This window comes from Thermoproteus uzoniensis 768-20 (assembly GCF_000193375.1).
In the GTDB taxonomy this organism is placed as follows: domain Archaea; phylum Thermoproteota; class Thermoprotei; order Thermoproteales; family Thermoproteaceae; genus Thermoproteus; species Thermoproteus uzoniensis_A.
The window spans coordinates 125,045-147,322 of the sequence record NC_015315.1; the positions used below are offsets into that span (position 1 = coordinate 125,045).

The following is a 22,278-nucleotide window of genomic DNA, read 5'->3' on the forward strand; positions in this document are numbered from 1 at the left end:
ACATCAACGCTTTTTGGGAGGCCAAAGACCTCTCCTCTTCCTCTCGGCCAAATAGACCAGCCAGACCGTAGGGCTACTTATGTAGTACTGGAGCCCCACGTTCCTCCCCTCGACGGCGTCTATACGGGAGTTTATGTTCCAGGGATCCAGCTCCGCTATCGTCCTCCACTCCCTCGACGCCACCTCCATCCCCTCCCTCTCCATGCCTCTCAACAACATGTGGGCAGCCACGGCGAAGTTCACCCTGGTCCAGCAAGAGCGGAGCTGGGGCGTCTCCTCGTCGGGCTTGCCGTCGGGGGTCACCGAGTTGGGTATGCAGTACTTAGAGGCCCTCATGCCGAGCTCGTATATGGACCTCAAAGCCGCCGCCACCTTATCGTCGGGCGCTATGGGCGGGAGGTCCAGCATGTCGCACCAGAACTGGCCGAGGAGTTGGGAGCTCATGCAGGCGTCCTTGCGCCTAGGCCCGTCGGCCCACGCCACGTAGTACCTGCCGTTCCACAGCTCGTCGAGGGACCGCTTGCCCCTCTCGAGACATTCGAGGTATTTGGGCTCCGGCTTGAGGCCCAGCCTCTCGGCCGCCTTTATGTAGGCGGTCAGGGCGCAGAGGAAGAGAGAGGCCACGTAGGCGACCCTCCCGTACATGTTGGAGCCGTCGTAGGAGTTGTCGTTCCTTCCCCGCGAGTCCGGCACGCAGTCGCCGTCTCTGTCGAGCGACATTAGCCAATCCACGGCGTCCTTCATGGCGTCTATGTTCCTCCTCAAGATCTCCACGTCGCCTGTGTAGTAGTAGTCGCGGTAGATCATCAAGACCCAGGTCGATGCCAGGTCCTTCCACGGGGTTAGGTACGTCGCGCCGTATATGGGATCCTCTATGCTCTCCTCGCCGTAGTCGTGGGGTATCTCGCCGCCTCTCCTATACATAGCGAACACCTCGTCGGCCCTCACCACCAGGTCGGGGAACAGCTCCAGCAAGGCGAAGCCGGCCCCGTCCCACGTCATGGACCCTATGGTGTTCATCAGCGGAGCTATCCACGGGGACTCGTATAGGGCAAATCTGCCGTCCTTGGTGAGCCAAGACGTCGCCGAGAGCACGTAGAGGCTGTTGAGGAGGGCGTCTCTCAGCCACCCCTCGGCCTCGACGTCGAGCCGCGGCTCGAGCCTCTTGTCGAGGGCGTACTCGGCGATGCTTATTGCGTCGGGGAACCAGTTCTCGTAGTAGTGGCCGTAGGGATAGTGGTAGGGCCTCCCCCTGGCGTACCAAGTCAAGACGAAGAGATCCTCGCCGTCGATCTCCTTCCACACGACGCCGGCCATCTCCTCCCTGGCGTACTTCTCTATGTAGTAGTGGCCGGGATCCTCCGACTCCCTCAGCTTGTAGAATATCGAGATGTCCTCGGTCATCCCCCTCGTCTCGGCGGGGACGTAGAGGGAGTAGCCGGCGTAGGTCCTACAGCCGACGCACCCTATGAATATCTCGCCGTAGGCTGGGTCGGACTGCGACGACCTTAGGTTGGTCATGAGGACGCCCGAGAGAGGCCCTCTACGTACGGAGAACGCGGCTCGCCCGTACCTTCTGCCCGTGACGTTGGGGAACGAGAGGGCTACGGCGCCTCTCCCCCTTACCTTGAAGTATATCAACGGCAACGAGGAGTTCCTCACGTCGCGTTGAACTATCGGCGTGTAGATCTCGACCTCCTTTATGGGGCCTTCGAAGGAGTACCTTATCTTGGGCCACACTGCGTCGACGTCGACTATCTCGGCAGTCCGGTAGCGCGGCGGCGTCTCGACGTTTCTGCCGGGATTTCTCTGCAAGAACACCGGCTCGTCGCCGAGCAGGATCAGGTGGAACCCGCGGACGACCCTCATGGGGTTGGACCAATCGTTGAATAGCGCCATTCTGTCTATAGTCAAATCTGCGTCGAACGCCACGTAGCCGGCCCCTATGCCGCCTATGGGCACGGACTGGCCCGGCTTAGGCCTCATGGAGCTACCGTCGATGAGAGTTAAAACGGTGCTCTGTATACACTACCGCGAGTGGTAGTCCAGGGCCTCGCCTTCCTTGGGCGGGTAGAGGCCGAACCAGCCGTCGTCCTTAACCCCTATGCCCGGGACGTCGGGTACCTTGACGGCCCCGTCCTTGAACTCGACGGCTACGGCGAGCGGCTCCTGGACGGGCGGAGTCGGCGGTATCTCGACCACGGACTCGTAGGGGAGCGTCGACACGAAATGGACAGCGACGAGTATGTTGGCCCAGAGCGAGTGCGGCCGCGAGTGCGGCGCCACGATTGCCCCCAACGCCTCGGCCAGCCCCTCTATCTTGACCATCTTCCCCAGCCCCCCTACCTTGGCCGCATCCGGCTGGAGCACGGAGACGCCGCCTTCCTCCACCAGATCGGCGAATCCCCTAAGCGTGTACTCGTTCTCGCCCGCCGCTATCGGTATCTCGACCAGCCTCGCCAGACGGCCGAGAGACTTGTAGTCCTCGGGCGGCCATATGGGCTCCTCCACCCACGCCAGCTCGTACCTCTCCAGCTTCCTCAAGACGCCGAGGGCCGACCTCCTGCCGAGAGTGGTGTTCAAGTCGACCATTAGCTCGAAGCCGTAGCCCAGATCGCCCCTTATCCTGGCAACGCACTCCACCACCTCGTCTCCGTGTTGGTGCAACTTCACGGCCTTGAAGCCTCTGCCCAAGGCGTACTCGACCACCTTCTCCGCGTCGCCGCACGTCTTGTAGCGGGCCAGGCTCGCGTAGGCCTTGACCCAATCCCTCCGCTTCCCGCCGAGGAGGCGGTGCAACGGGACGCCGAGGCTTTTGGCCGCGAGGTCGTAGACGGCCACCTCTATACCCCCTACGACCGACGCCACGATGCCTCCCCTCCCTATCGAGTAGGTCCTCCTCTCGAGCACGTCGACGACGGCGTTGGGGTCTGCGGGGAGCCCGGACACGTGGCGCCCCAGCTCCTCGATGAGAGATAGGTAGGGGCCGTAGCTCGACGTGTTCATGAATATCTCCCCGACGCCGCATACGCCGGAGTCGGCGCAGACCTTAACCAACACCTGTCTGCTCCAGGCATCGGCCCAAATCTGCCTCGGCTCCGTCGACACCAGCGGCACCGACAGCGGAATTCCCTCAACCCTTGTTATTTTCATGTACTTCAATCTAGAAAAAACTTTTTAAGCCAGTTGCTCTTTTAAATTCGCCATGTTGCACGAAAAGGCATATAGGCTTATACTCGAAGCCATCCTCGACGGCAGACTGCCGCCCGGCCGTTTGTTGAAGGAGGAGCACCTCTCCGCCTGGCTCGGCATGAGCAGGACCCCCATAAGGGAGGCCCTCGCCCGCCTGGAGAGGGACGGCTTCGTGGTGAAGAGGGGGAGGTCCTACGCCGTGGCCCTCCTCAGCAAGGAAGAGGTGCTGGAGATGTACGAGGTCAGGATACCCCTCGAGATGACCTCGGCGAAGCTCGCCGCCCTCCGCGCCCCCTCACACGTCCTTGACAAGCTCAAAGAGATAGTCTCGGCCATGTCCGTCGAGAGTAGCAGAGACGTCTCCCCGGACCCGCTCAGGCTGATGGCCCTCGGCGGCGCCTTCCACGAGATCATATCTGAGGGGGCCAGCAACAAGTTCCTCCGCGACGGGCTCGCCAACATAAGGATGAGGCTCACGCCTGCCCGGCTACAGGTCTTCCTCGACACGTCGAGGAGGCGCCAGGAGGTGGAGGAGCACAGGGCGGTCTTCGAGGCCATAGCGTCGAGGAACCAGAGCGACGCCGAGTATTACATGGAGCTCCACGAGACCAACGTGTTGAGGTTTCTGAGGGACAACTTCGCCGTTATGCGCTGATGTAGAGCTTTATCGGGGAGAACTCTTCGTGTTGTAGCACCTCCGCCGCCGTCAGTCTGCCGTTCATTACCCTGAACGCGTACTCCAGTATCCTCTCGCCGGCCTCCGCAACGCTGATCTTGAGACGCAGGAGGTCGGAGACGTCAACGTCTATGTGCTCCGACATCGTTGCGGCCGTCTTGGGATTCGCCGTGATCTTTATGACCGGCACTATGGGGTGGCCCACGACGTTTCCCTGGCCCGTCGTGAAGAAGTGGAGGACCGACCCCTTGGCGGCGGCGAGCGTTATGAACTCTGCCGCTGCCGACGACGTGTTGACGAAACAGAGCCTGCCCTTGCCGGGCGGCAACGGGTCGAGGTAGTCGAGGACGCAAGTTATGGGCTTGGTCCCCAGCTTCTGTATGTTCCCCAGCGCCTTCTCCTCTATGGTCGAGATCCCTCCCTTTATATTGCCCTCGGTCGGCTGTGAGCCTAACATCTCGGCGCCCTCCGCCTCTATTACCGAGACGTACTCTCTGTAGATCTTGTAGAACTTCTCGCGCAACGCCGGGTCGGGTATCCGCGACGCGACTATATCCTCGGCGCCTGTCAGCTCAGAGGTCTCGCCGAACATCACCGTCGCGCCCATGTCGATAAGCCTATCCACGGCGGCGCCCAAGGCGGGGTTCGACGCGAGGCCGGAGGTCGTGTCAGACTCTCCGCATTTTATCGAGGCGGTTAAGGCCGAGACGTCGACCTCGGTCCTCTGCTTCTCGCTCGCCTCTTGGACTAGCTTGACGGCCTTGCGGGACGCCGTCTCTATGGCCTTCAGATCTCCGCGCCCCTCTATGGATATGGCCTCGACGGGCTTGCCGGTCCTCGCTATCATGTCGGCTACTTTGTTGGACCAAGACTCGTCTATGCCCACGACTATGGCCGCGGCGACGTTGGGGTTCGAGCCGGTGCCGGCCAGTATGTGGAAGAGGAGCTGTAGGTCGCGGCCGAACTGGAGCCTGCCGTAGGGGTGGGGTATGGGGACGACGCCCTTGACGAGCTTGGCTATGCCGAGGACCGCCGTATTGCTCAAGTCGTCCACCGGTATGGCAACTACGTAGTTCCTCACGCCGACGCGCCCGTCTTCCCTTATGTAGCCCTTGAAGGTCCTCATCGCCTCCCGAAATTCCACCTTGTGCTAACCAGGTTGTGCACGTGGACGTGCTCCCCCGCCCTTATTTTCCTAGTGGCCTTCCCTATAGGCCTGCCGTATTTGACGACGACCTCGCCCTCCTCTATGTCCCTCAACGCTATTTTGTGGCCGAGCGGTATGTCCTCGAGCGCCTTGACCGAGGGGCCAGGGGACCTATCCTCTATGTAGACGCCGGCCACCAGCTCGCCGGCCTTTATGTCCTCGATCGCCACGCCCACGTTGTCGGCCTTGTGGTGTATGGCGAACTTAAAAGACATACGCCGGCCTTTCCTTATCTTTATATAACTTCTTCTGCTTTCCACGATATACAATTACATAAAATATATAGAATAGTTTAAAATACCGCGCCGCGGTAGATGCCATGAAGGTGCCCATAGGGGCCAACTGGGTCGACAGAGACGAGAAGACCCCCGTGATCAACCCCGCCACCGGGGAGCCCGTGGACTACGTGCCGAATCTCTCCATAGACGACGTCAGGTCGGCGATAGACTCGGCCCACGAGGCCTTGAAGGCCATACAAGCCCTCACCATAGCTAAGAGGGCCAGGCTCCTCTTGAAGGCCGCGGAGCTCATAAGGCAGAGGCTTGAGGACCTCGCGAGGACCATGGCGCTGGAGATAGGCAGACCCATAAAGAGCGCGAGGCTCGAGGTCGAGAGGGCGGCCCAGATCTTCGAGCTGGCGGCTTCCGAGGTCAGGCGGGCCTTGACGGGCGAGTTCGTCCCTCTAGAGATGTACGAATGGCCGGCGGGGAACGAGAACAGAGTCGCCATAGTTAAGAGGGAGCCGGTGGGCGTCGTCGCCTCGATAACTCCGTTCAACTTCCCGGCGGCCAGCTTCGCCCACAAGGTGGCGCCGGCCCTCGCCGTGGGGAACACAGTGGTGCACAAACCTGCGCCTAACGCCCCGCTGACGCAGATAAAGATAGCGGGCATATTGCTGGAGGCGGGCTTCCCGCCCGGCAGCATAAACGTGGTGACGGGCGACCCGGCCAAGATAGGCGACGAGTTTGTTACAAACGACAAGATAGCGCTAATCACCTTCACCGGCTCTGACAGGACAGGCCTCGGCGTGATAGCGCCTAGGGCCATATCGAGAGGCAAGCGGCTCATCATGGAGCTGGGCGGAAGCGACGCCATGATAGTTCTGGAGGACGCCGATTTGGCCAAGGCCGCCAGAGCCGCGGTGTACGGCCGCTTCGACTACTCCGGCCAGTTCTGCAACGCCACCAAGAGGCTGATAGTCAGGAAGGAGGTGGCCCAGAAATTCGCCGAGGTCTTAACGGAGGAGGTCCGCCGTCTGAAAGTCGGCGACCCTCTCGACGAGGGGACCGACATAGGGCCGTTGATCTCCCAAGACGCCGTGAGGTCCATGAAGGCCTTCCTCGAAGACGCCGTGGCGAGAGGCGGACAGATATTGGTCCAGCTGAAGGCCCCGGAGAAGGGCTTCTACTTCCCGCCCACGGTGATACGGCTCGACGCGCGCTCCGGCGCCAGGGCTCTGAAGGAGGAGGTCTTCGGCCCGGTCTTCCCGGTCGTTGTGGTCGAGGACGACGAGGAGGCGGTGGAGGTCGCCAACTCCACCGACTACGGCCTCGACGCCGCGATATTCACGAAGGACTTCGCGCGGGCCTACAAGCTCGCGTCTAGGATAAAGGCCGGCACCATAATGGTGAACGACACGACGAGGCTTAGGTGGGACGCTCTGCCCTTCGGCGGCTTCAAGCGCAGCGCTGTGGGCCGCGAGGGCGTCTACCACACCATGCTCGCCATGACTGAGCTGAAGGTGATAGCATGGAGGTTAGACTAGACGGGAAGACGGTGCTGATAACGGGGGCGACCCACGGCATAGGGGAGGCCGCCGCCAAGCTGTTCGCGGAGCTGGGGGCCAGAGTGGTTGGGGTCGGGCTGGACGAGGCCAAAGGCGAGGAGTTGAAATCCCGCGGCATAATCTTCAGAAGAGTTAACTTGGCCAAGAGAGACGAAGTCCTGGCCTTCGTCAAGTGGTTCGAGGAGGAGATCGGCGTGATCCACGTCTTGATAAACAACGCCTCGCGGAACTCCCGCCACACCGTCCTCGACACGGAGCTCGACGAGTGGGACGAGATGCTGGAGCTGAACCTGACCGCGCCCTACCTCCTCTCCAAGATGGCGGCGAGGATAATGATCTCCAAGGGGATAAGAGGCAAGATCATAAACGTGGCGGCCATACAGGCGCACTTCCCTCTGGAGAGGTCGTTCCCCTACGTGACGGTCAAGGGAGGCCTCATAGCCATGACGAGATCGCTGGCGGTGGATCTGGGCAGATACGGGATACAGGCGTTCGTGGTGTCCCCAGGCCCTATATACAACAGAGCCGAGGAGGCGCCGCCAGACCTCGACAGACGCGCCGCGACGCTGCTCGGCAGGATGGGGAGGATGAGGGAGGTGGCGTACCTCCTCGCCTTCCTGGCCTCCGACTACAACACCTTCATAACGGGGAGCGAGATAGTGATAGACGGAGGCCGCATGATAAGCAGAAAGCCCGACCCCGAGGAGATAACGGCCGGAGTGCTGTGAGGCCCGTAGGGTCGTACAAGGCGGTTCTGGGCGAGAGCCCAGTCTACGACCCGCGGACGGACAGGCTCTATTGGGTAGACATAGAGGGCATGTACGTCAGATATCTGGACCTCTCCACGGGCCGGGAAGGCGGCGTGAGGACGCCCGACCTAGTAACGTCGGTCCAGCTCCACGCCGATGGGGAGCTCGCCGCCACCCTGCGCCACGGCTTCTACAGGGTGTATCTGGACGGCGGAATTGAGGAGGTGGCCCTCGTCGAGGCGGACATGCCGCACAACAGGTTCAACGACGGGAAGTGCGACGCCGCCGGCAGATACTGGGCCGGGACCATGAATCTGGACCTAGCCACCCCGACAGGCTCCCTCTACAGCCTCGGCCTAGATAGGAAAGTGAGGAAGCACTTGAGCGGCCTCGCCGTGTCGAACGGCATTGCCTGGAGCCTCGACTGGAAGACCATGTACCTCGTGGACACCCCCGTCAAGAGGATATACGCCCTCGACTTCGACCTGGAGAGGGGGGAGGCGTCGGGGGCCAGAACGGCCATAGACATGTCGGGCGAGGCGGGCAGGCCCGACGGGATAGCCGTGGACTCTGAGGGCCTCCTCTGGATCGCACACGCGAGGGGCGGCAGGATCTCCCGCTGGGATCCCTCCACCGGCGAGAAGGTCGAGGAGATAGAGATGCCCGTCAAGGCCGTCACGTCTCTGACCTTCGGAGGGCCGGACCTAGGCGTGTTGTACGTCACCACGGCTTCCTGGAGCGGCGAGGAGTGGAGCGGCCGCGTGATAGAGGTGGAGGTGGACGCGAGGGGCCTCGCCCCCTCCCTATGCAGATTTTAGGCTTCTCCTGACCGAGAAGACGACGTAGGCGAGGAAGGCCAAGTCTATAACTATCACCATCAGATCGACGTATAGGGAGGCGCCGCTGGAGAAGGGGAGCGCGAAGAGGGCTAATATCAGGATTATGACGGCGAGCGCGTAGCCGGCGCGGCCCTGCTCCGGCGTCATCTACGGAGCCTCGGGTTCACGATCTCCTCTATGCCGTATGCGAGCTCCATCAACGCCACCATGTAGAGCGATATGAAGAGGACGGGGAAGAGGAGGTACCACACGGCGTTGGTGCCGTAGACCGCCCCCAGCTGTAGCGCGAAGTTTATCATGGCCCCCCAGTCGTAGTTCTTGAAGGGCAGGAGGCCCAGGTAGTACAGGCCCACCGCGGCGTATATGGCCCCCTCGACGTTGAGTATGAGGTTTATCCAGATGTAGGGCATCAGAGGCGGCAGGATTTCGCGGAACAGGATGTAGCCCGTCCCGAGGCCGAGGACGCGGGCGGCCTCTATGTAGGGCAGATTCTTGATGGCCAGAACCTGCGACCTCACGGCCCTCGCGAGGCCGGTCCAGCCCGTTATGCTCAGTATGCCGGCCAGCACTAGGGGGTTTTCGGTCTTTATCATGGTGGCTATTATGACGACGAGGAGCAGGCTGGGTATGGTCAAGAGGGTGTCCGTTATCCACATAAGCACAGCGTCGACGTATCTACCGAGGTAGCCGGCGACGACGCCGACGGCCAGCCCTATCAAGGTGGTGAAGAGTCCGGCGAGGAAGCTGACCTCGAGGACGAACGGCGCGCCGTTAACTATATCCACCAATATGCCCTCCCCCGTCATGTCGGTGCCGAGCCACATAGACGGCGGCCAGGGCTGCGGCGGGAGCAGTATCTCCGACTGGTTGGGAAAAGACACTGGCTTGTACGGGAGCAACACGGGGCCCACCGCGGCCATGACCACGTAGGCTATTATCACCAGGAGCCCGAACCTCGCCGGAAGGCTACGCCAGATGAGGGAGAAATTTCTCTTTATGCTGGCGGTCTTCATCACCCAACCCTCACTCTGGGGTCTATCAAGGAATACGTCAAGTCGGCCACTATCATCCCGACCGCTATGGCGACCACTATGATGAACAAAATGCCCATCGCAAGGAGCCAGTCGCTGTTGGTCAAGGAGCTGACGTAGAGGCTACCCACTCCGGGATAGGCGAAGGTCTGCTCGACGAAGACCGATCCGGCGAAGGAGAAGCCGATAGATATTATCAGCGATGTGTAGAGCGGCAGTATGGCGTTGCGGCCCACGTATCTGCTCCTTATATAGCTCGACGGAAGCCCTCTAGCCTCGGCGTACGTCACGTAGTCCTCGCCCAACTGCGATATCACGTTGCCCCTCATGGCAAGTGCCCAGCCGCCGAAGGTGGCGAAGAAGAGGGTGAATATGGGCATCGCGGCGTGGTGCAACACGCTTAGGATAAACGGCAGGTTAAGGCCCGGCGTGACGTTGACCCCGTAGGCGCCAGAGGTGGGTACAATACGTAGATAGAAGCCGAAGAACATGAGGAAGAGGGCAGCGTATATATAGACCGGTATAGCCCTCTTGACAGTTATGAACTGGGTGAGGACTTGGTCCAGCTTCTTGCCTCTGTTGTACGCCATCAGCTGGCCTAAATACACTCCTATAAAGAAGTTCAAGATATTCGCCGTAGCCACCACGAATAGGGTCCACGGAAGCGCCGATCCTATCAACAGAGTGACCGGCTCTATGTATATCAAAGAAATACCCCAATTTCCTCTAAGTATATTGTATATGTATTTCAAGACATTTATGACAGGATTACCGTGCGGCAGAAAGGTCTCTAGATACGCCACGATCTGCTCGTACTGTTGCTGAGACAGAGTCCCGCTTAGAAGCGAGCCTCTAGAGGCCACGAGCCCGCCGCCTTGGGTAGGCACTAGACCTAACTGATTGAGCAGATAGTCTATCGGCTTCAGCGGAGAGTACTCGAAAAGTATATATGTTAATAATAGAACAAAAAATATAGTAGATATAGCAATTCCAATTCTTCTAGCTAGGTATTTCCAATTCACAAAAAGAAAAAATCTATTATTTAAAAATTTATCTCCTCCGCAACGCCAGTACCGCCACTACTATTATGACTACTATTAGGAGGCCTATTACGCCCCATACCCAAGACGGCACTGCAGAGACAGTAGTGGTGACGGGCACAGTCGTCGTAGTGCCCGATATCACAGTAGTCGAGTAGGTGGTGGTGACTGTCATAGTCGCAGGAGTCGTCGTGGTTGTGGTGGTCATGGCGGCCTTAGGCTTCACTGACGTCACTATGCTCCACCAGAAGGGTCCTCCTATCTCCAGCGAAGGCGTCTCGGCCCAGACCCAGCTGTCGCTCGGCGGGAACTGTAGGTATTGGTCGTTGTACCAGACCATTGCGTACGGCGTGTAGAGGTGTATGAACCACGGGAAGTTGTTGGCCAGCCAGGCGTATATGGCGATGCAGTCTATCTGAGCCGTGTAGTTGCCCGGCGCGCTGCTGGAGCAGATTCCCAGTATTGAGTTCCCGCCGAACAGACGTACGGGAGTGCCCGCGGGTATTACGGTGCCGTTTGGCAACTTCAGCGATATGGGCAGTTGGACCACGCCGTTCCAGTGGGTGATGTTTATGGGATAGCCCTCGAAGTAGCCGTTTACGGGGAACAGCGACGGCACGATTATGGAGAAGCCAGGCGTCATGTAGCGGAACAGCAGAGCGTACTTATCGGCGTCTGTTGTGACTACCTTGGGCCACGCCGCGTCGGGGAATATATAGATCGAAGTGCTTATGCCGAAGTTGGTCAGCTGGCTGGCTATCGTGGAGAGCACGGCCATGGTCTGCGGGTTGGAGGCGTCGCCGGAGCCTATGTAGATCGTCAAGGTGAACGGCTTGCCGTCTGGCGTGTACCAGGTGTTGCCCACCTTCTTGAAGCCGACCGACTCCAGCAACTGCGCAGCCTTTTGCGGGTCGTATGTGTAGTTGATCAGAGGCAATCCGGCTATTTGGAAGTATTGATCCATGACGGCGCGCGCGTGCGGGTTTATCGCCGGCGATACTAACGTGTTTAGCGGCGTGAACGGCGGGGTGTACGGCGGGCCCGCCGCCTGTACGGCGGCGTTTATGTCTATGGCGTATATTATCGCCTGTCTGACCTGAGTGTAGTTGATATAGGGCCACAAGAAGTTGAAGTATAGGCCGAAGCCCGGCGCGCCTGTCAGCAAGGCGTAGTGGTTATACGGGTTCTGGAGCAACTGCGACGATATGCTCGGCGGGAAGGAGCCTACATACACGGTTATCTGGCCGGACTTCAGGGCCGGTATGAGCTGTGCCGTGGAGCCGAACTGATATACAACTACGTAGTCTATTGCTATCTTGTTCGCCGCCCAGTAGTACGGGTTCTTGCACAAGACGTACTCGGCCGGCGTCACCTTGCACACGTAGAAGGGCCCGTTCATGGGCGGCGGGAATGTGAACTGCGGCTTATACTGCTTGAAATACTGGAACATCTGCCTCGCATACGCAGTGCCGTTCTGTATCTCCGCAGGGGTCCCTACGCCGAAGTTCGCCGCATATAGGATATTCCAATAATTAGATATATTATCAACTAATGGTTTCCATATTTTATAATTTATAAACATCGGAAGTCCTCCATTGCTTATTATATAGAATATTATTAGATTAGTGTTATTTACCGGGAAGGAGCCCGGCGGGACTAGGATCGAACAGGTGTAGTTGTTGATTATGGTGACGTTGCCCAACGCGTCGAAGAACAACGACTGTATTAGGTTCTGGGCCCAGACATCCCAGCACGTGAATGGCGTGCCGTCGCTCCAGCCCGTCTTGCGGAGATGTATGGTTATGTTGACCCAGCCGGCCAACGGGCCGCTGGTGATCCACTGGATGGTCCAGTTATCTGCAAGATCCGGTATCCACTGGCCGCTACTGAGGTTGTACAGGGCGAGGTATGCGTAGGTGAGGCCGTACTGCTTCCAGGAGGGGCTGAAGACGTTGGGGTTATAGCTAGCGTTGGAGAGCAAAGGCGTCGAGGTGATGATCGCGGTGTACAGCGTGTTCTGGGGGGTCATCGGCGGCAGGGACTGGGCGGCCGCCGGGCGTAGCATAAGCGCGGCCGCTAACGCCAGTGCTATCACGATAAACAGATTTATTCTTTCCATGTAGCTCAAGTCCGCTTAACTTTTTAAATCTTTTCTATAATGTAAATATAAAATATATATTTGTATACATTTTGTGCTTATATAGTTTTGCGATGTCGGCCTCCATGGTCAAGGTGAAGGAGGTGGGGAGGCTCCCCGTGGATCTGCCGGGGGGCCTCGCGTGGAACCCCGGGGTCATACTGAGGGAGGACATGTTCGCGTTCCAGATAGTGCCGGGCTCCAGGGGGGACTACGCCGTGTTGTACGCCCGCGGCGCGGTGGTCGCTCTGGCCGACAACGTGAGGTCGTTCGAACGCGACGTCGATTACTCCAACATAACGGGCTCCCAGATAGTCGGCGGGGTCTACTTCTTCGGCGGCGGCGAGGTGGCCCAGTACAATCTCTGGTCTCCCTGCTCCCACCCGACAGAGCTCTGCGTGCCTTGGATAGGCGTGTACGACGGGACTTTGCGGGTTCTGAAGGTGCCCAGCGGCAGTTGCGGCAACATGAACTTGACGGGGGTCGCCTTCGACGGCAGGTACTACTACGCGGTGGGGGGCGGCAACTATCCGCCCTATGGGCCCGACGGGCTGATCCACTTCACGGGCGTCGTCGTGTTGGACAAGTACTTCAGGATAAGGGGCTACGGCCTCATAGACGTCGTGGATACCGCGGGGAACAAGCTCGGGATGTACCGGTCGGGCTCTAAGGCCTACGCCGGGGGCTGGATATACACGTTGGCCTACGACGTGGAGAGGAGGGGGCTTCTGTACCTCGAGAGGGTTAGGTTTAGGCCGTCGCCGGACCTCTGCCAGAGGACGCCGTCCATGAGGCCGGAGTACGTGTCCACAGTTGCGGAGGACTTCGACGGGAGCGCGGCGCCTGTACTGGCCGACGACCTCTCAGCGGCCTATTGGGACGGACGCCGCGTGAAGTGGAGGGGGCAGTCCGTCGAGGCCCCGACGGCTCCATATATAAGGATAGCGGCGGGGAGGCTTGTCGTGGCCTACAACGACGGCGGCGAGTTCCGCGTGGAGAGCCCCGTCAAGTTCAGGAGCGCCGGCATGGGCTTCGTGGACTGGAGCGGCGCCGCCATACTCTTCGAGGGCTTCGGGAAGGGGTCCAGGATATATTACGTGGACCTAGAGCTTTAGCGGCCTCCTAACGTCCGGCACCGACTCGACCAGCTGTTTTGTGTAGGCCGACTTGGGGCTCTTGACTACTGACTCTATGTCGCCCTCCTCGACTATCACGCCGCCGTGCATAACCACCGCCCTCCCGCCCCCTGCCTTGTAGGCGAGGTACCTCGCTATGGCCAAGTCGTGGGTTATGAAGAGCAACGACATGCCGAGCTTCCTCTTCAGCTCGGCCAAGACGTCAAGTATGCTTATCCTGAGCGAGGCATCTATCATGGTGACGGGCTCGTCGGCCACCAGCAACTTCGGCCCGGTGGCGAGGGCCCTAGCTATGGCGACTCTCTGCCTCTGGCCCCCCGACAGCTGGTGTGGATACTTGTCGAGGAATAGGCTGGGCGGCTTAAGCCCCACGAGGTCCAACAGCCTCTCGGCCGCGCCCTCGACGTCGTCTGAGCCCCAGCGCCTGAGGGGGGCCGCCAACGCCTCCCTCACGGTTAAACTGGGGTCTAGGCTCGAGTAGGGGTCTTGCGGGACCCACTGCACGGCGCGGCGGAACTCGGCGTAGTCCCTGCCCCTCAGCTTATAGATGTCCTGCCCCCTATACAGGGCATGGCCCGACGTGGGCTTCTGGAGGCCCAGCACGACTCTGCCCATCGTCGTCTTGCCCGAGCCGCTCTCCCCGACGACCAGGATCACGTCGCCGTCGTTGATTGTCAACGACACGCCGTCTAGCGCCTTCACAACCCTCTTCTTCATTAGGCCGGCGCTCTCCTCGAAGTACACCTTGACGTCCCTAAGCTCTACGAGGGGCTCCATAGGAAACACGCCACCTTTCTATTATCGACGGAGCTCAGAGCGGGCTCCCTCTCCCTACAGACCTCCTTTACATAGGGGCAACGGGGCCAGAAGGGACAGCCCCTTATCTCCTCCACCATGCTGGGCGGCTCGCCTCTTATGGGCTTCACCGACGCGACGTCGGCGTAGAGAGACGGTATCGATGATATGAGGGCGGACACGTAGGGGTGGAGGGGCTCGTATATCACGCCGTCGGTTGGGCCGACCTCCACGACCTTCCCCGCGTACATGACGGCCACTCTATCTGCCAGGGAAGGCATTAGGGACACGTCGTGCGTTATGAACACTATGGCCACGCCGAGCTTCTTGTTCACCTGCTTTATAGCCCTCAGAATCCCCGCCTGCGTCACCACGTCGAGAGCCGACGTGGGCTCGTCGAGGATCAACACCTCGGGCTCTAACAGGAGGGAGAGCGCTATCAAGACGCGTTGCTTCATCCCGCCGGACAGCTGGTGTGGATAGAGCTTGAGCACCCTCTCGGGGTCGAGCCCGGTCATGGCCACGAGCTCCCTGGCCCTCCGCTCGACCTCAGACCTGTCGCCCAGCCCGTGCGCCTTCCCTGTGTCGAAGAAGTGATCTAGGACTCTCATGGTCGGGTTCAGCGCGTTCTGGCTGGCCTGCGGCACGTAGGCGATGCGGCGCCATCTATACTCCCTATCGAATACGGACTGATCCAGCGACAGTATATCCACCCCATCTAGGATCACCTTGCCCGACACGAGGCGGGCCGGCGGCTTGAGTATCCGCATCACGGCGTGCGCCAACGTGCTCTTGCCCGAGCCGCTCTCGCCCACAAGCCCCAATATCTCGCCACGCTCCACGTCGAGGTCGACGCCCCTCAGCGCCTTGACTTCGAGGCCTAGGTCCGGCATCCGGTAGACGACCCTCAAATCTCTGATCTCCATCAACGCCACGCCACCTCATCGTTGACACTATTAATTTGCTTTGCTCTACAATAGTCGCCTATCCGCTATAGATCAAAGCCCCTCGCTATGTATATGTATACTATTTACGACGACAAGATCTTCAGGCGTGTTTCCTCCTTGACCGGCATCTTCCCGGCCATGACCTTCATCTTTATCCTGTAGATCTGGTACTTGTCCTCAGGGCTGTACTTGGGCGGGTGGGGCACCTCTAGAGGCCCCCCGCACTTAGGGCAGACGTCCTTCCTCAGCGTATACGCGCCGCATTTGGCGCAACGCCGTAATAGAGATCTCATTGCTCGATGCGCTGTATGGACGCGACCACCTTATGCCTCTTAGCGGCCTCCTGGAGGGCTTGGGAGACGTCGTTGAAGGCCGCCTCGAGCTGTTTGGGGTATTTGCCCACTAGGTCTATGCGGTAGCGGGGCGGGCCCACGACGTATAGCTTCACCGATATGTTGGGGTACTTCTTCTTGACGGCCTCCTCCACCGCCTTGAGCACCTCGCGGATTCTATCAACGCCGTCGCCCTCTATGCTGACGGCCTTCAAAATGCCCGAGATCTTGACGTCGGGGAGCTCCACGTGTTGCCTCGCTATCTCGAGGACGGCCTCCTCCAGCCGCGGCGGGAGCTTCAGCGCCTTCAAAACCTCCGGCCCCGTCTTGACGGCCTCCTCGAACGCCTTGAGGGGATCGCCGAAGGCGTCCTCAAAGGACCAGAGCAACTTGAGGACGTCTTGTTGCGGGATCCCGGCCTTCGAGGCCGCCAGCTCCAACAGCTTGTACGCCCTGAGCTCCCTCCTCCACTGCAACAGCTTCTTCTCCTTCTCCTGCTCCCTCACCCTCCTCAACGACACCTCCACGACCCTCATCTTGGGGTTGACCGAGGTGACCTTGAACACGGCCTTCTGCCCCTCCTTGACGTATTCCCTTATGCTGTGGAACCAGGACTGGACCACCTCCTGCGTGGGCGCAAACGCCTCGACCTCGTACTCGTCGAGGAATACGTAGACGCCGTGGTCCGCGATCTTCTTCACGGTCCCTATCACGAGCTCCCCCACGTCGGGGAGATCCTTGCGAGCCAACTTCATAGCCTGCCCCGAGGCCTCTCTATAAAAACTTTAGGTTATCTGGTACACCACGACCCAGCCGTAGGGCTTAGAGACGTAGACCAGCCTCAAGTTGGGCGGGAGCGAGGTGGTGGCGAAGCCCGTGGCGTTGAGCCCTGCAATCGGGTAGCAGAAGCCCGCCGAGGAGACTGTGCAGAGAGAGCCCAATATGACCTGGTTCTGCGGCGGTATCTTGGCGTACGCGTAGTAGACGTCCCACGGCACGTAGGTCTCGTTGCCCGTCAATATATTGGCGGCCGGCACCCCGGCGAATATCCACGTCGGGTAGCCGTAGGGGCTGTAGGTCGTCCACATCCAGTAGACCCTCTCCATGTTGAAGAGCATTGTGTAGAGCAACGCGGTGAGGTTGAGCGGCACTATGAGGAACTGGTTGCCTACGACGAAGTAGGGCCCGGTCTGGGACGTGCCGGTGAAGAAGTAGCCGAACGGGTTGGCCAGATGCTGGGCGTAGCTGGCCGGGAGGCCGAACTTGGTCACGTCCGTCCCGTATATCTGGTTAGCTATCTGCGCCATCCAGTACGACTTGAGGAAGTCGCCGCCGGCAGGTATCTCGGGGACCAAGGTGCAGAAGGGCAGGGCGAACCAGCCCGTCGCGTTGCCCAGCTGGACTATCTGGCTACTCCACAGCCCGAACTGGCTATAGCCCGGATACGCGCAGAGGGCGCTCCAAGGCATGAAGGCCGCTATGTAGTGCGTCTTGAGGTCCTTCGAGAATATGTTTATCCCCGTCTCCACCGGCGACATGAAGGCCAGGCCTATGGTGCCTATCTGCGTCGAGTTTATGGTCGAATTGTCGGCGAGGCTCGGGCGGTGGCCCAATATGGTGACCCAGTAGCCGTAGTCCCACCACTCGGCCACCGACGCGTTGGGCGGCAACCTGGTAGCCATCCACATAAGCGCGTCGAGCCAGTCGGCGCTGGGAACCGAGGGACCGGCCGTCGCCGACACCACTATCTGCTGGGGAGAGGTGGCGGTGCCCCAGCCCAACGCCGTGAACAAAGCCAGCGAGGCTATCGCCATCAAGGCAACGGCCCAGCCGAACCTCCTTATTTTGAGCAACTGAGCCATGCCGACGGCCGCGGCGGCGACGGCCGCCGGGGCTACGAGTATCAGAAGACGGACCTCGGTGACCGCCGTGTAGCTGCCGGTCACTAGGTAGGCCAGAAGCGGCAGGGCGTAGGGGCTGGCAAGTGAGGGTATGGAGGCTATTATGAACGGTATCACGGGCCCGTAGGAGCCGAGCTCAAGCTGGAAGGTGGAGTAGGTGTGCTCCGCCACGCTCTGCACTATGGCGGACCTGCCGAAGGGCAGTATGGTCGCCAGGAACTTGCCCGATATCACGTGGAAGTAGGCGAGTATGGGTATCGAGGCGGCGACCAGGACAACCGCGGCGGCTATGACCCAGGCAAACCTCTTGAGGAATCTATAGGACCGGGCCAAGCCCACCCTGGCCTCCAGGAAGTAGTAGCCCACGACGGCCAGCAACCCGAGGGTCGGTATGAAGTTGTATATAGATTTGAGCATGTGCGGGCCATACCTCAGCACTGCCGACTCGAACGCGGCGAAGAGGAAGTAGAATATGGCGTACGATATGGCGAGGTTCCTCGTGGAGAATCCGGGCGACATCCCCTGCGCGGCCCTCAGAACCGCGTAGGCTACCAGCACGAGGGCCGAGAGGCCGACTAAATTCCAGATGTAGAACTGGGCTCCCCAAGTCCAGGCAATGAAGCCTATGGCGACGGTCCCCAACACCCCGTATAGGACCGGCCTCTTCTTGAGGGCCTCTATCAAGAGACCGAGGCCGAGCGGGGCCAGGAAGAGCGTCAACGCCTCGTCGTCGAACCACCCGCCGAAGCCTCTCTGCAGGTAGGTGGGGGCTATGGCTGTCAGCAACGCGGCCAAGACGGCGGCTTTCTTGTCGGAGAACCGCGACACGAAGTAGTACATGGTGAAGACGGCGAGCGCGTTGTAGAGCGCCGGGGCCACGACCACGGCGTGCCATAGGTCGAAGCCGAAGGGCTTGAGCAGGAAGTACACGGAGAGGCCATAGAGGGAGACGCCCGGTATTAGGACGCGGGCCCAGTCGACGCCCCAGGGATACCAGAAGTCCGGGAAGTACGCGCCCTTGAACCACCAAGATATGCCGTGTTGCAACGTGTAGAGGGCCAGGTAGTACCTTATATAGGGGTCGAACTCGTCTATCCACCAGCCCCAGTAGAAGACCCTGTACATCCTGAAGTAGAGAGCCATAGCGAACGAGGCGACGAGTGCGCTGGCCACCACTCCTGTCCAGAGAAGGTCTCTTCCCCCAGCCGAGGCGCTTGTCTGAGCGCCTTGGGCGGAGGAGCTCTTGCCGGTGAGAGCCATAGGGATTACGGGGGCTTTATTAAGATACTTTTCCGGCGTCCCCGGGCCGAATGGCCAGCTCGGGCCCCGTGCTCCCCAGGTCGTCCGAAGAGCAAAAGGGGATATCACCCGGGGCTCGGCAACCTCTGGACAGAAGGCCTACGCCGCCAAGGTTGCGGATGCGGGGGCAACCGGCCGTTAAATATGCGCCGGGCTGAAGCAATCCTATCGGGGCCTTGTCAGGAGCTTGGCCGCTATCTTTATCGGCCTCCTCTCTATGGGGGAGAGGCATTTGGGGCAGTAGCCGCCCCAGATCTTCGCGACGGCCTCCACGGTCTTGGGCTCGGGGCCCCTGTAGAGCTCAAAGCCGCAACTAACGCACCTAACCGTGTACACCACTTCTGGATCCGCCCAGAGTTATTAAGGTTTCCGGCATATGTCCAGTGCAATACCCTGCGACAAGACAAAGCTCAAGGCGTCTATCTCGTCCTCGGCGAGGCCGGGGTACTTCCGCCTCAGCCAGTAGCGGCCCCGCGAGGCTCTCCTCTCGTCGACCAGCTTGACGCGCGGAGCCGCCCCGCAGAGGGTCTTCAGACCGCCGAACAGCTCCGAGGGGTCAACGTAGGGGGAGAAGCCAACCGATATCTCGGCCACGCCCTTGACGGCGGACAGGATTTTTTTGAGAACGTCGGCGGAAACCACGGCGTGTAGCAGGGGGTTGCCCCGCCAGACCATGACCAAGCCGTTCCTAACCGCGCCGAGATCTACGCCGAGCTCCGCGCCGGGGAGGACAGAGCTGAGGCCCGAGAAGAGCTGGAGGGGGACGTCGCCGGAGCAGTCCAACGCCACGCCGTCGCCGCCGAGGGCGGAATCGACTATGGTGACGTCGCGCGGGCCGTAGGCTAGCCCGAAGACGTACCTCCTCGCCTCCTCGAAACACCGCCGGCGCCCCACGAAGCCCAGCTCCAACGCCAATCCGGCGTAGGCTATTTAAATATCCTTCGCCCCTCTGCCGTGAGGCTCCTCGACGCGCTTTACGCCAAGATCGCCGGAAGGCCGCTGGCACTCTGCGACGCCAACGACGTGGACGGCATAGCGTCGGCCGCGTTGTTCCTCAGAAGGCACCCTGACGGCGTCGTCGTCCTCGCGTACCCCACCGACGTCCAGAAGGGGCGCTGGATCAAGTGGCTCCGGTGGAACTTCGTCGCCGACCTGCCCTGCCCCGGCAAGGCCGATCTGCGCGCCGACCACCACGTGACGAACAAGCCGTGCGCCGCCGCCGAGTTCTACGACCCCGAGGCGCCCGCCTCGGCAGTGCTGGCCCTAAAGGCTCTCGGCCTCTCCGGCGATCCGGTAGCCGAGGAGATAGCGGAGGCCGCCCGGCAGACCGACACCGCGAACATCGTGGACGACGCCGTGAGGGACCTCGACCTCGCCGTCCGCTACGCCAAATACGGCGAGAAGCTCCTAGTCGCCAGAGCCCTAGCCGAGAAGGGCCTCAAGGCCCTCGAGGACCCGGCGATCGCGGCGCTCGTCGAGAGGGGGAGGAAGCTGGCGGCAATAGTGGACGCCTTGGCCCAGGCCATACCGGCCAGAAAGACGCTCGCCGTGTACAGCGCGGTCAAGCTACCCATATCGTACAGATCGCTCGCCATAGCCCTACAGAAGAAGGGCGCGGTCTACGTCAACATATTCGTGAAGCTGGGCAGGGGCAGATACAGGCTGTACTGCGGCGCCGAGAGGGGGAGCGGGTACGACTGCACCAAGATAGCCGCGGCCATGGGCGGAGGCGGCCACAGATACGCGGCCGGCGCCGTCGTCAAGGCCCCCTTGCTGGACCCAGACAAGCCCTTGAGGGCCTTCTTGGAGCTCGCCGCGCCCGACGTCCTCTACGTCATAGGGCAGTGCCCCAGCAACATAAAAACCCAATGCGTCCCGATACGGTATGATGAGAAGGGGGTTCAGCCGAACAGTGAGAGGACTTCAGCGGAGCTGACCTAACTACCCCGCAACCCCGGCTAGGACGCAACCGCCCGCATCAACCGACGCCGCTCTCTGACGGCCGGGATCTCGGCGCCTCGGCTAATGTCGAGGCCGCGCCGGGCGGAAGGGATAGGAGGACCTACGCCGACAGACGGCTAGATAACCTCGGGCGCCCTGACCTCGACGCCCAGCTCCTCGGCCAGCTCAAGCGCCCTCCTCCTGATCGCCGGTCCGACTATGAGTAGCCTAGGCTTCACCTTGTTAACCCTCTCGTAGAGAAGGCCCTCTCTATACAGCTCGGCCACATCCCCGCGGTCTATGGCGGCCTTGTACTCGACGAGCACGTGTTCGTTGTCCCTAACGAGGACGTCTACATCGATGACGGAGGGATGGCCGAACACGACGCCCTCGCCGTCGAAATAAGTCCAGCGCCGAACCTGGTAGACCTTGAGCAAGTCGCTCACCAGATACTTGACGGACTCCCTAAAGGCCTCCTCGGTGAATAGCCCATAGCGGTAGCCCAACGCCGTTACCGACGAAGCTAGCTTCTCGACGGTGTTCTGCATGAGGAGTATAGCCTCTCCGTGCCTTCTAACGTCCTCGCTCAAGACCTCCACTACTCTCCTCGAATCCTCGGAGGATCTCGACAGAATCTCGACGGTCCCCCTCAGACTATCAACCGAACTCCTCAACCCCTCGACCGACTTGCTTAGGGCCTCCACGGCCTTCCTCAACTCGCCGATCTCCTCGCCGTGTTTAGCAACGACGTCCTTCAACTCGCCAATTGCCCTCACTAGCTTGTCTATAGACGCCCTAATATCCGCGATTCCTAGGAGCCCCATCACCGCATACCTAAACTCCTCGTCCTCCCTCAACAACGCTAGGATCTCCCTTTTCAGATCAGAACCCACATATAGAGGAGGTACCAGATTATTTAAACCCTATAATCCCTCGGATATACAACGCCTATGCTGGGGCAATGCCCGCGCCGCAACGGCCGCCGCGACGTAAGGCAAGTCCGCTAATTATGACGGCCTCGCGATCGCGAGGCATCGGCCCTAAGGTTTATCGATCCTCAATTTTATTAAAAATGCGGCGCCGCACTGCCTATTTTTCAACGACGGGCGCCTCTACCCTCTCCGCGAATATTTATGCCGGAATTCCTCGGCAACTGCTGCGGCTAAGGCTAGAAATCTCGCGGGAATCTACAGATACGCTTGTTGGACGCTCGGGTAAGCGCCACACGGCTATAAGGAGGAGCCGGCCTCGCCTTTTGGAACGAGGGGTC

Annotated in this window: 22 protein-coding genes; 6 read left to right on the top strand and 16 right to left on the bottom strand. The window is 60.4% G+C overall.

What is annotated here, in order from left to right:
- Positions 1 to 3: 3 nt before the first annotated feature.
- Complete coding sequence (locus TUZN_RS00610; protein ID WP_013678970.1) at positions 4 to 1,986, bottom strand: GH116 family glycosyl hydrolase; 1,983 nt, start codon at positions 1,984 to 1,986, stop codon at positions 4 to 6.
- A gap of 42 nt (positions 1,987 to 2,028) precedes the next feature.
- On the bottom strand, positions 2,029 to 3,153 hold the full coding sequence (locus tag TUZN_RS00615; protein WP_013678971.1) for a mandelate racemase/muconate lactonizing enzyme family protein: 1,125 nt from the start codon (positions 3,151 to 3,153) through the stop codon (positions 2,029 to 2,031).
- A 52-nt stretch (positions 3,154 to 3,205) separates the two neighbouring features.
- Here TUZN_RS00615 and TUZN_RS00620 point away from each other — a divergent pair, with 52 nt between their 5' ends.
- Entirely contained in the window at positions 3,206 to 3,847 is a 642-nt protein-coding gene (locus TUZN_RS00620; protein WP_013678972.1) for a GntR family transcriptional regulator, read from the top strand.
- Here the strand turns inward: TUZN_RS00620 and TUZN_RS00625 are convergent.
- The gene (locus TUZN_RS00625; RefSeq protein WP_013678973.1) at positions 3,837 to 4,994 is read right to left on the bottom strand and encodes a UxaA family hydrolase; all 1,158 of its coding nucleotides are present in this window, start codon (positions 4,992 to 4,994) and stop codon (positions 3,837 to 3,839) included. The two genes, TUZN_RS00620 and TUZN_RS00625, sit on opposite strands and share 11 nt — an antisense overlap.
- Positions 4,991 to 5,290: a UxaA family hydrolase gene (locus tag TUZN_RS00630; RefSeq protein ID WP_013678974.1), complete on the bottom strand. Its 300-nt coding sequence runs from the start codon at positions 5,288 to 5,290 to the stop codon at positions 4,991 to 4,993. Before TUZN_RS00630 ends, TUZN_RS00625 begins: the two co-directional genes overlap by 4 nt.
- A 104-nt stretch (positions 5,291 to 5,394) precedes the next feature.
- Here TUZN_RS00630 and TUZN_RS00635 point away from each other — a divergent pair, with 104 nt between their 5' ends.
- The 3 genes from TUZN_RS00635 to TUZN_RS00645 are packed head-to-tail and all read left to right on the top strand — an operon-like array spanning position 5,395 to position 8,428.
- Positions 5,395 to 6,840, top strand: coding sequence for an aldehyde dehydrogenase family protein (locus TUZN_RS00635; protein WP_013678975.1), 1,446 nt, complete (start codon positions 5,395 to 5,397; stop codon positions 6,838 to 6,840).
- Complete coding sequence (locus tag TUZN_RS00640) at positions 6,825 to 7,589, top strand: SDR family NAD(P)-dependent oxidoreductase (protein WP_013678976.1); 765 nt, start codon at positions 6,825 to 6,827, stop codon at positions 7,587 to 7,589. Before TUZN_RS00635 ends, TUZN_RS00640 begins: the two co-directional genes overlap by 16 nt.
- A complete protein-coding gene (locus TUZN_RS00645; RefSeq protein ID WP_013678977.1) occupies positions 7,586 to 8,428 on the top strand; it encodes an SMP-30/gluconolactonase/LRE family protein in 843 nt (280 codons plus the stop codon). The genes TUZN_RS00640 and TUZN_RS00645 overlap by 4 nt, the downstream gene beginning before the upstream one ends.
- Here TUZN_RS00645 and TUZN_RS00650 read toward each other — a convergent pair.
- Genes TUZN_RS00650 through TUZN_RS00665 form a run of 4 tightly spaced genes read right to left on the bottom strand, consistent with a single transcriptional unit; the run spans position 8,414 to position 12,639 of the window.
- Positions 8,414 to 8,596, bottom strand: a complete 183-nt coding sequence (locus tag TUZN_RS00650; protein ID WP_013678978.1) for a hypothetical protein — start codon at positions 8,594 to 8,596, stop codon at positions 8,414 to 8,416. The genes TUZN_RS00645 and TUZN_RS00650 overlap by 15 nt on opposite strands.
- A complete protein-coding gene (locus TUZN_RS00655) occupies positions 8,593 to 9,462 on the bottom strand; it encodes an ABC transporter permease (protein WP_013678979.1) in 870 nt (289 codons plus the stop codon). The genes TUZN_RS00650 and TUZN_RS00655 overlap by 4 nt, the downstream gene beginning before the upstream one ends.
- The gene (locus TUZN_RS00660; RefSeq protein ID WP_013678980.1) at positions 9,462 to 10,502 is read right to left on the bottom strand and encodes an ABC transporter permease; all 1,041 of its coding nucleotides are present in this window, start codon (positions 10,500 to 10,502) and stop codon (positions 9,462 to 9,464) included. Before TUZN_RS00660 ends, TUZN_RS00655 begins: the two co-directional genes overlap by 1 nt.
- A 28-nt stretch (positions 10,503 to 10,530) precedes the next feature.
- Entirely contained in the window at positions 10,531 to 12,639 is a 2,109-nt protein-coding gene (locus TUZN_RS00665; protein ID WP_013678981.1) for an ABC transporter substrate-binding protein, read from the bottom strand.
- A 104-nt stretch (positions 12,640 to 12,743) separates the two neighbouring features.
- Here TUZN_RS00665 and TUZN_RS00670 point away from each other — a divergent pair, with 104 nt between their 5' ends.
- Positions 12,744 to 13,772 carry a hypothetical protein gene (locus tag TUZN_RS00670; protein WP_052885982.1) on the top strand — a complete coding sequence of 343 codons (1,029 nt, stop codon included), beginning with the start codon at positions 12,744 to 12,746 and terminating at the stop codon, positions 13,770 to 13,772.
- Here the strand turns inward: TUZN_RS00670 and TUZN_RS00675 are convergent.
- From TUZN_RS00675 to TUZN_RS00700, 7 genes are all read right to left on the bottom strand, one after another.
- Positions 13,761 to 14,570, bottom strand: coding sequence for an ABC transporter ATP-binding protein (locus TUZN_RS00675; protein WP_013678983.1), 810 nt, complete (start codon positions 14,568 to 14,570; stop codon positions 13,761 to 13,763). The genes TUZN_RS00670 and TUZN_RS00675 overlap by 12 nt on opposite strands.
- Positions 14,555 to 15,514, bottom strand: coding sequence for an ABC transporter ATP-binding protein (locus TUZN_RS00680; protein WP_052886270.1), 960 nt, complete (start codon positions 15,512 to 15,514; stop codon positions 14,555 to 14,557). The genes TUZN_RS00675 and TUZN_RS00680 overlap by 16 nt, the downstream gene beginning before the upstream one ends.
- 104 nt (positions 15,515 to 15,618) lie before the next feature.
- Positions 15,619 to 15,828: an RNA-protein complex protein Nop10 gene (locus tag TUZN_RS00685; RefSeq protein ID WP_013678985.1), complete on the bottom strand. Its 210-nt coding sequence runs from the start codon at positions 15,826 to 15,828 to the stop codon at positions 15,619 to 15,621.
- Complete coding sequence (locus TUZN_RS00690; protein WP_013678986.1) at positions 15,825 to 16,622, bottom strand: translation initiation factor IF-2 subunit alpha; 798 nt, start codon at positions 16,620 to 16,622, stop codon at positions 15,825 to 15,827. The genes TUZN_RS00685 and TUZN_RS00690 overlap by 4 nt, the downstream gene beginning before the upstream one ends.
- Positions 16,623 to 16,652: 30 nt before the next feature.
- A complete protein-coding gene (locus TUZN_RS00695; protein ID WP_148678539.1) occupies positions 16,653 to 19,028 on the bottom strand; it encodes an STT3 domain-containing protein in 2,376 nt (791 codons plus the stop codon).
- Positions 19,029 to 19,232: 204 nt separating this feature from the next.
- Positions 19,233 to 19,403, bottom strand: a complete 171-nt coding sequence (locus TUZN_RS11305; protein ID WP_193385956.1) for a hypothetical protein — start codon at positions 19,401 to 19,403, stop codon at positions 19,233 to 19,235.
- A gap of 24 nt (positions 19,404 to 19,427) precedes the next feature.
- Positions 19,428 to 19,976, bottom strand: a complete 549-nt coding sequence (locus TUZN_RS00700; RefSeq protein WP_148678540.1) for a hypothetical protein — start codon at positions 19,974 to 19,976, stop codon at positions 19,428 to 19,430.
- A gap of 45 nt (positions 19,977 to 20,021) precedes the next feature.
- Here TUZN_RS00700 and TUZN_RS00705 point away from each other — a divergent pair, with 45 nt between their 5' ends.
- Positions 20,022 to 21,008 (top strand): DHH family phosphoesterase, encoded by a 987-nt coding sequence (locus TUZN_RS00705; RefSeq protein ID WP_013678990.1) that lies wholly within the window; start codon positions 20,022 to 20,024, stop codon positions 21,006 to 21,008.
- A gap of 137 nt (positions 21,009 to 21,145) precedes the next feature.
- Here the strand turns inward: TUZN_RS00705 and TUZN_RS00710 are convergent, their stop codons facing one another.
- On the bottom strand, positions 21,146 to 21,901 hold the full coding sequence (locus TUZN_RS00710) for a PD-(D/E)XK nuclease family protein (protein ID WP_013678991.1): 756 nt from the start codon (positions 21,899 to 21,901) through the stop codon (positions 21,146 to 21,148).
- Positions 21,902 to 22,278 lie beyond the last annotated feature (377 nt).

Coding starts and splice junctions, on each gene's coding strand:
- TUZN_RS00690 (WP_013678986.1), bottom strand. CDS start 16,622: ATGAAGTTGGCTCGCAAGGATCTCCCCGACGTGGGGGAGCTCGTGATA.
- TUZN_RS00635 (WP_013678975.1), top strand. CDS start 5,395: ATGAAGGTGCCCATAGGGGCCAACTGGGTCGACAGAGACGAGAAGACC.
- TUZN_RS00615 (WP_013678971.1), bottom strand. CDS start 3,153: ATGAAAATAACAAGGGTTGAGGGAATTCCGCTGTCGGTGCCGCTGGTG.
- TUZN_RS00630 (WP_013678974.1), bottom strand. CDS start 5,290: ATGTCTTTTAAGTTCGCCATACACCACAAGGCCGACAACGTGGGCGTG.
- TUZN_RS00640 (WP_013678976.1), top strand. CDS start 6,825: ATGGAGGTTAGACTAGACGGGAAGACGGTGCTGATAACGGGGGCGACC.
- TUZN_RS00665 (WP_013678981.1), bottom strand. CDS start 12,639: ATGGAAAGAATAAATCTGTTTATCGTGATAGCACTGGCGTTAGCGGCC.
- TUZN_RS00670 (WP_052885982.1), top strand. CDS start 12,744: ATGGTCAAGGTGAAGGAGGTGGGGAGGCTCCCCGTGGATCTGCCGGGG.
- TUZN_RS00680 (WP_052886270.1), bottom strand. CDS start 15,514: ATGGAGATCAGAGATTTGAGGGTCGTCTACCGGATGCCGGACCTAGGC.
- TUZN_RS00675 (WP_013678983.1), bottom strand. CDS start 14,570: ATGGAGCCCCTCGTAGAGCTTAGGGACGTCAAGGTGTACTTCGAGGAG.
- TUZN_RS00650 (WP_013678978.1), bottom strand. CDS start 8,596: ATGACGCCGGAGCAGGGCCGCGCCGGCTACGCGCTCGCCGTCATAATC.
- TUZN_RS00655 (WP_013678979.1), bottom strand. CDS start 9,462: ATGAAGACCGCCAGCATAAAGAGAAATTTCTCCCTCATCTGGCGTAGC.
- TUZN_RS00685 (WP_013678985.1), bottom strand. CDS start 15,828: ATGAGATCTCTATTACGGCGTTGCGCCAAATGCGGCGCGTATACGCTG.
- TUZN_RS00695 (WP_148678539.1), bottom strand. CDS start 19,028: ATGGCTCTCACCGGCAAGAGCTCCTCCGCCCAAGGCGCTCAGACAAGC.
- TUZN_RS00625 (WP_013678973.1), bottom strand. CDS start 4,994: ATGAGGACCTTCAAGGGCTACATAAGGGAAGACGGGCGCGTCGGCGTG.
- TUZN_RS00610 (WP_013678970.1), bottom strand. CDS start 1,986: ATGAGGCCTAAGCCGGGCCAGTCCGTGCCCATAGGCGGCATAGGGGCC.
- TUZN_RS00620 (WP_013678972.1), top strand. CDS start 3,206: ATGTTGCACGAAAAGGCATATAGGCTTATACTCGAAGCCATCCTCGAC.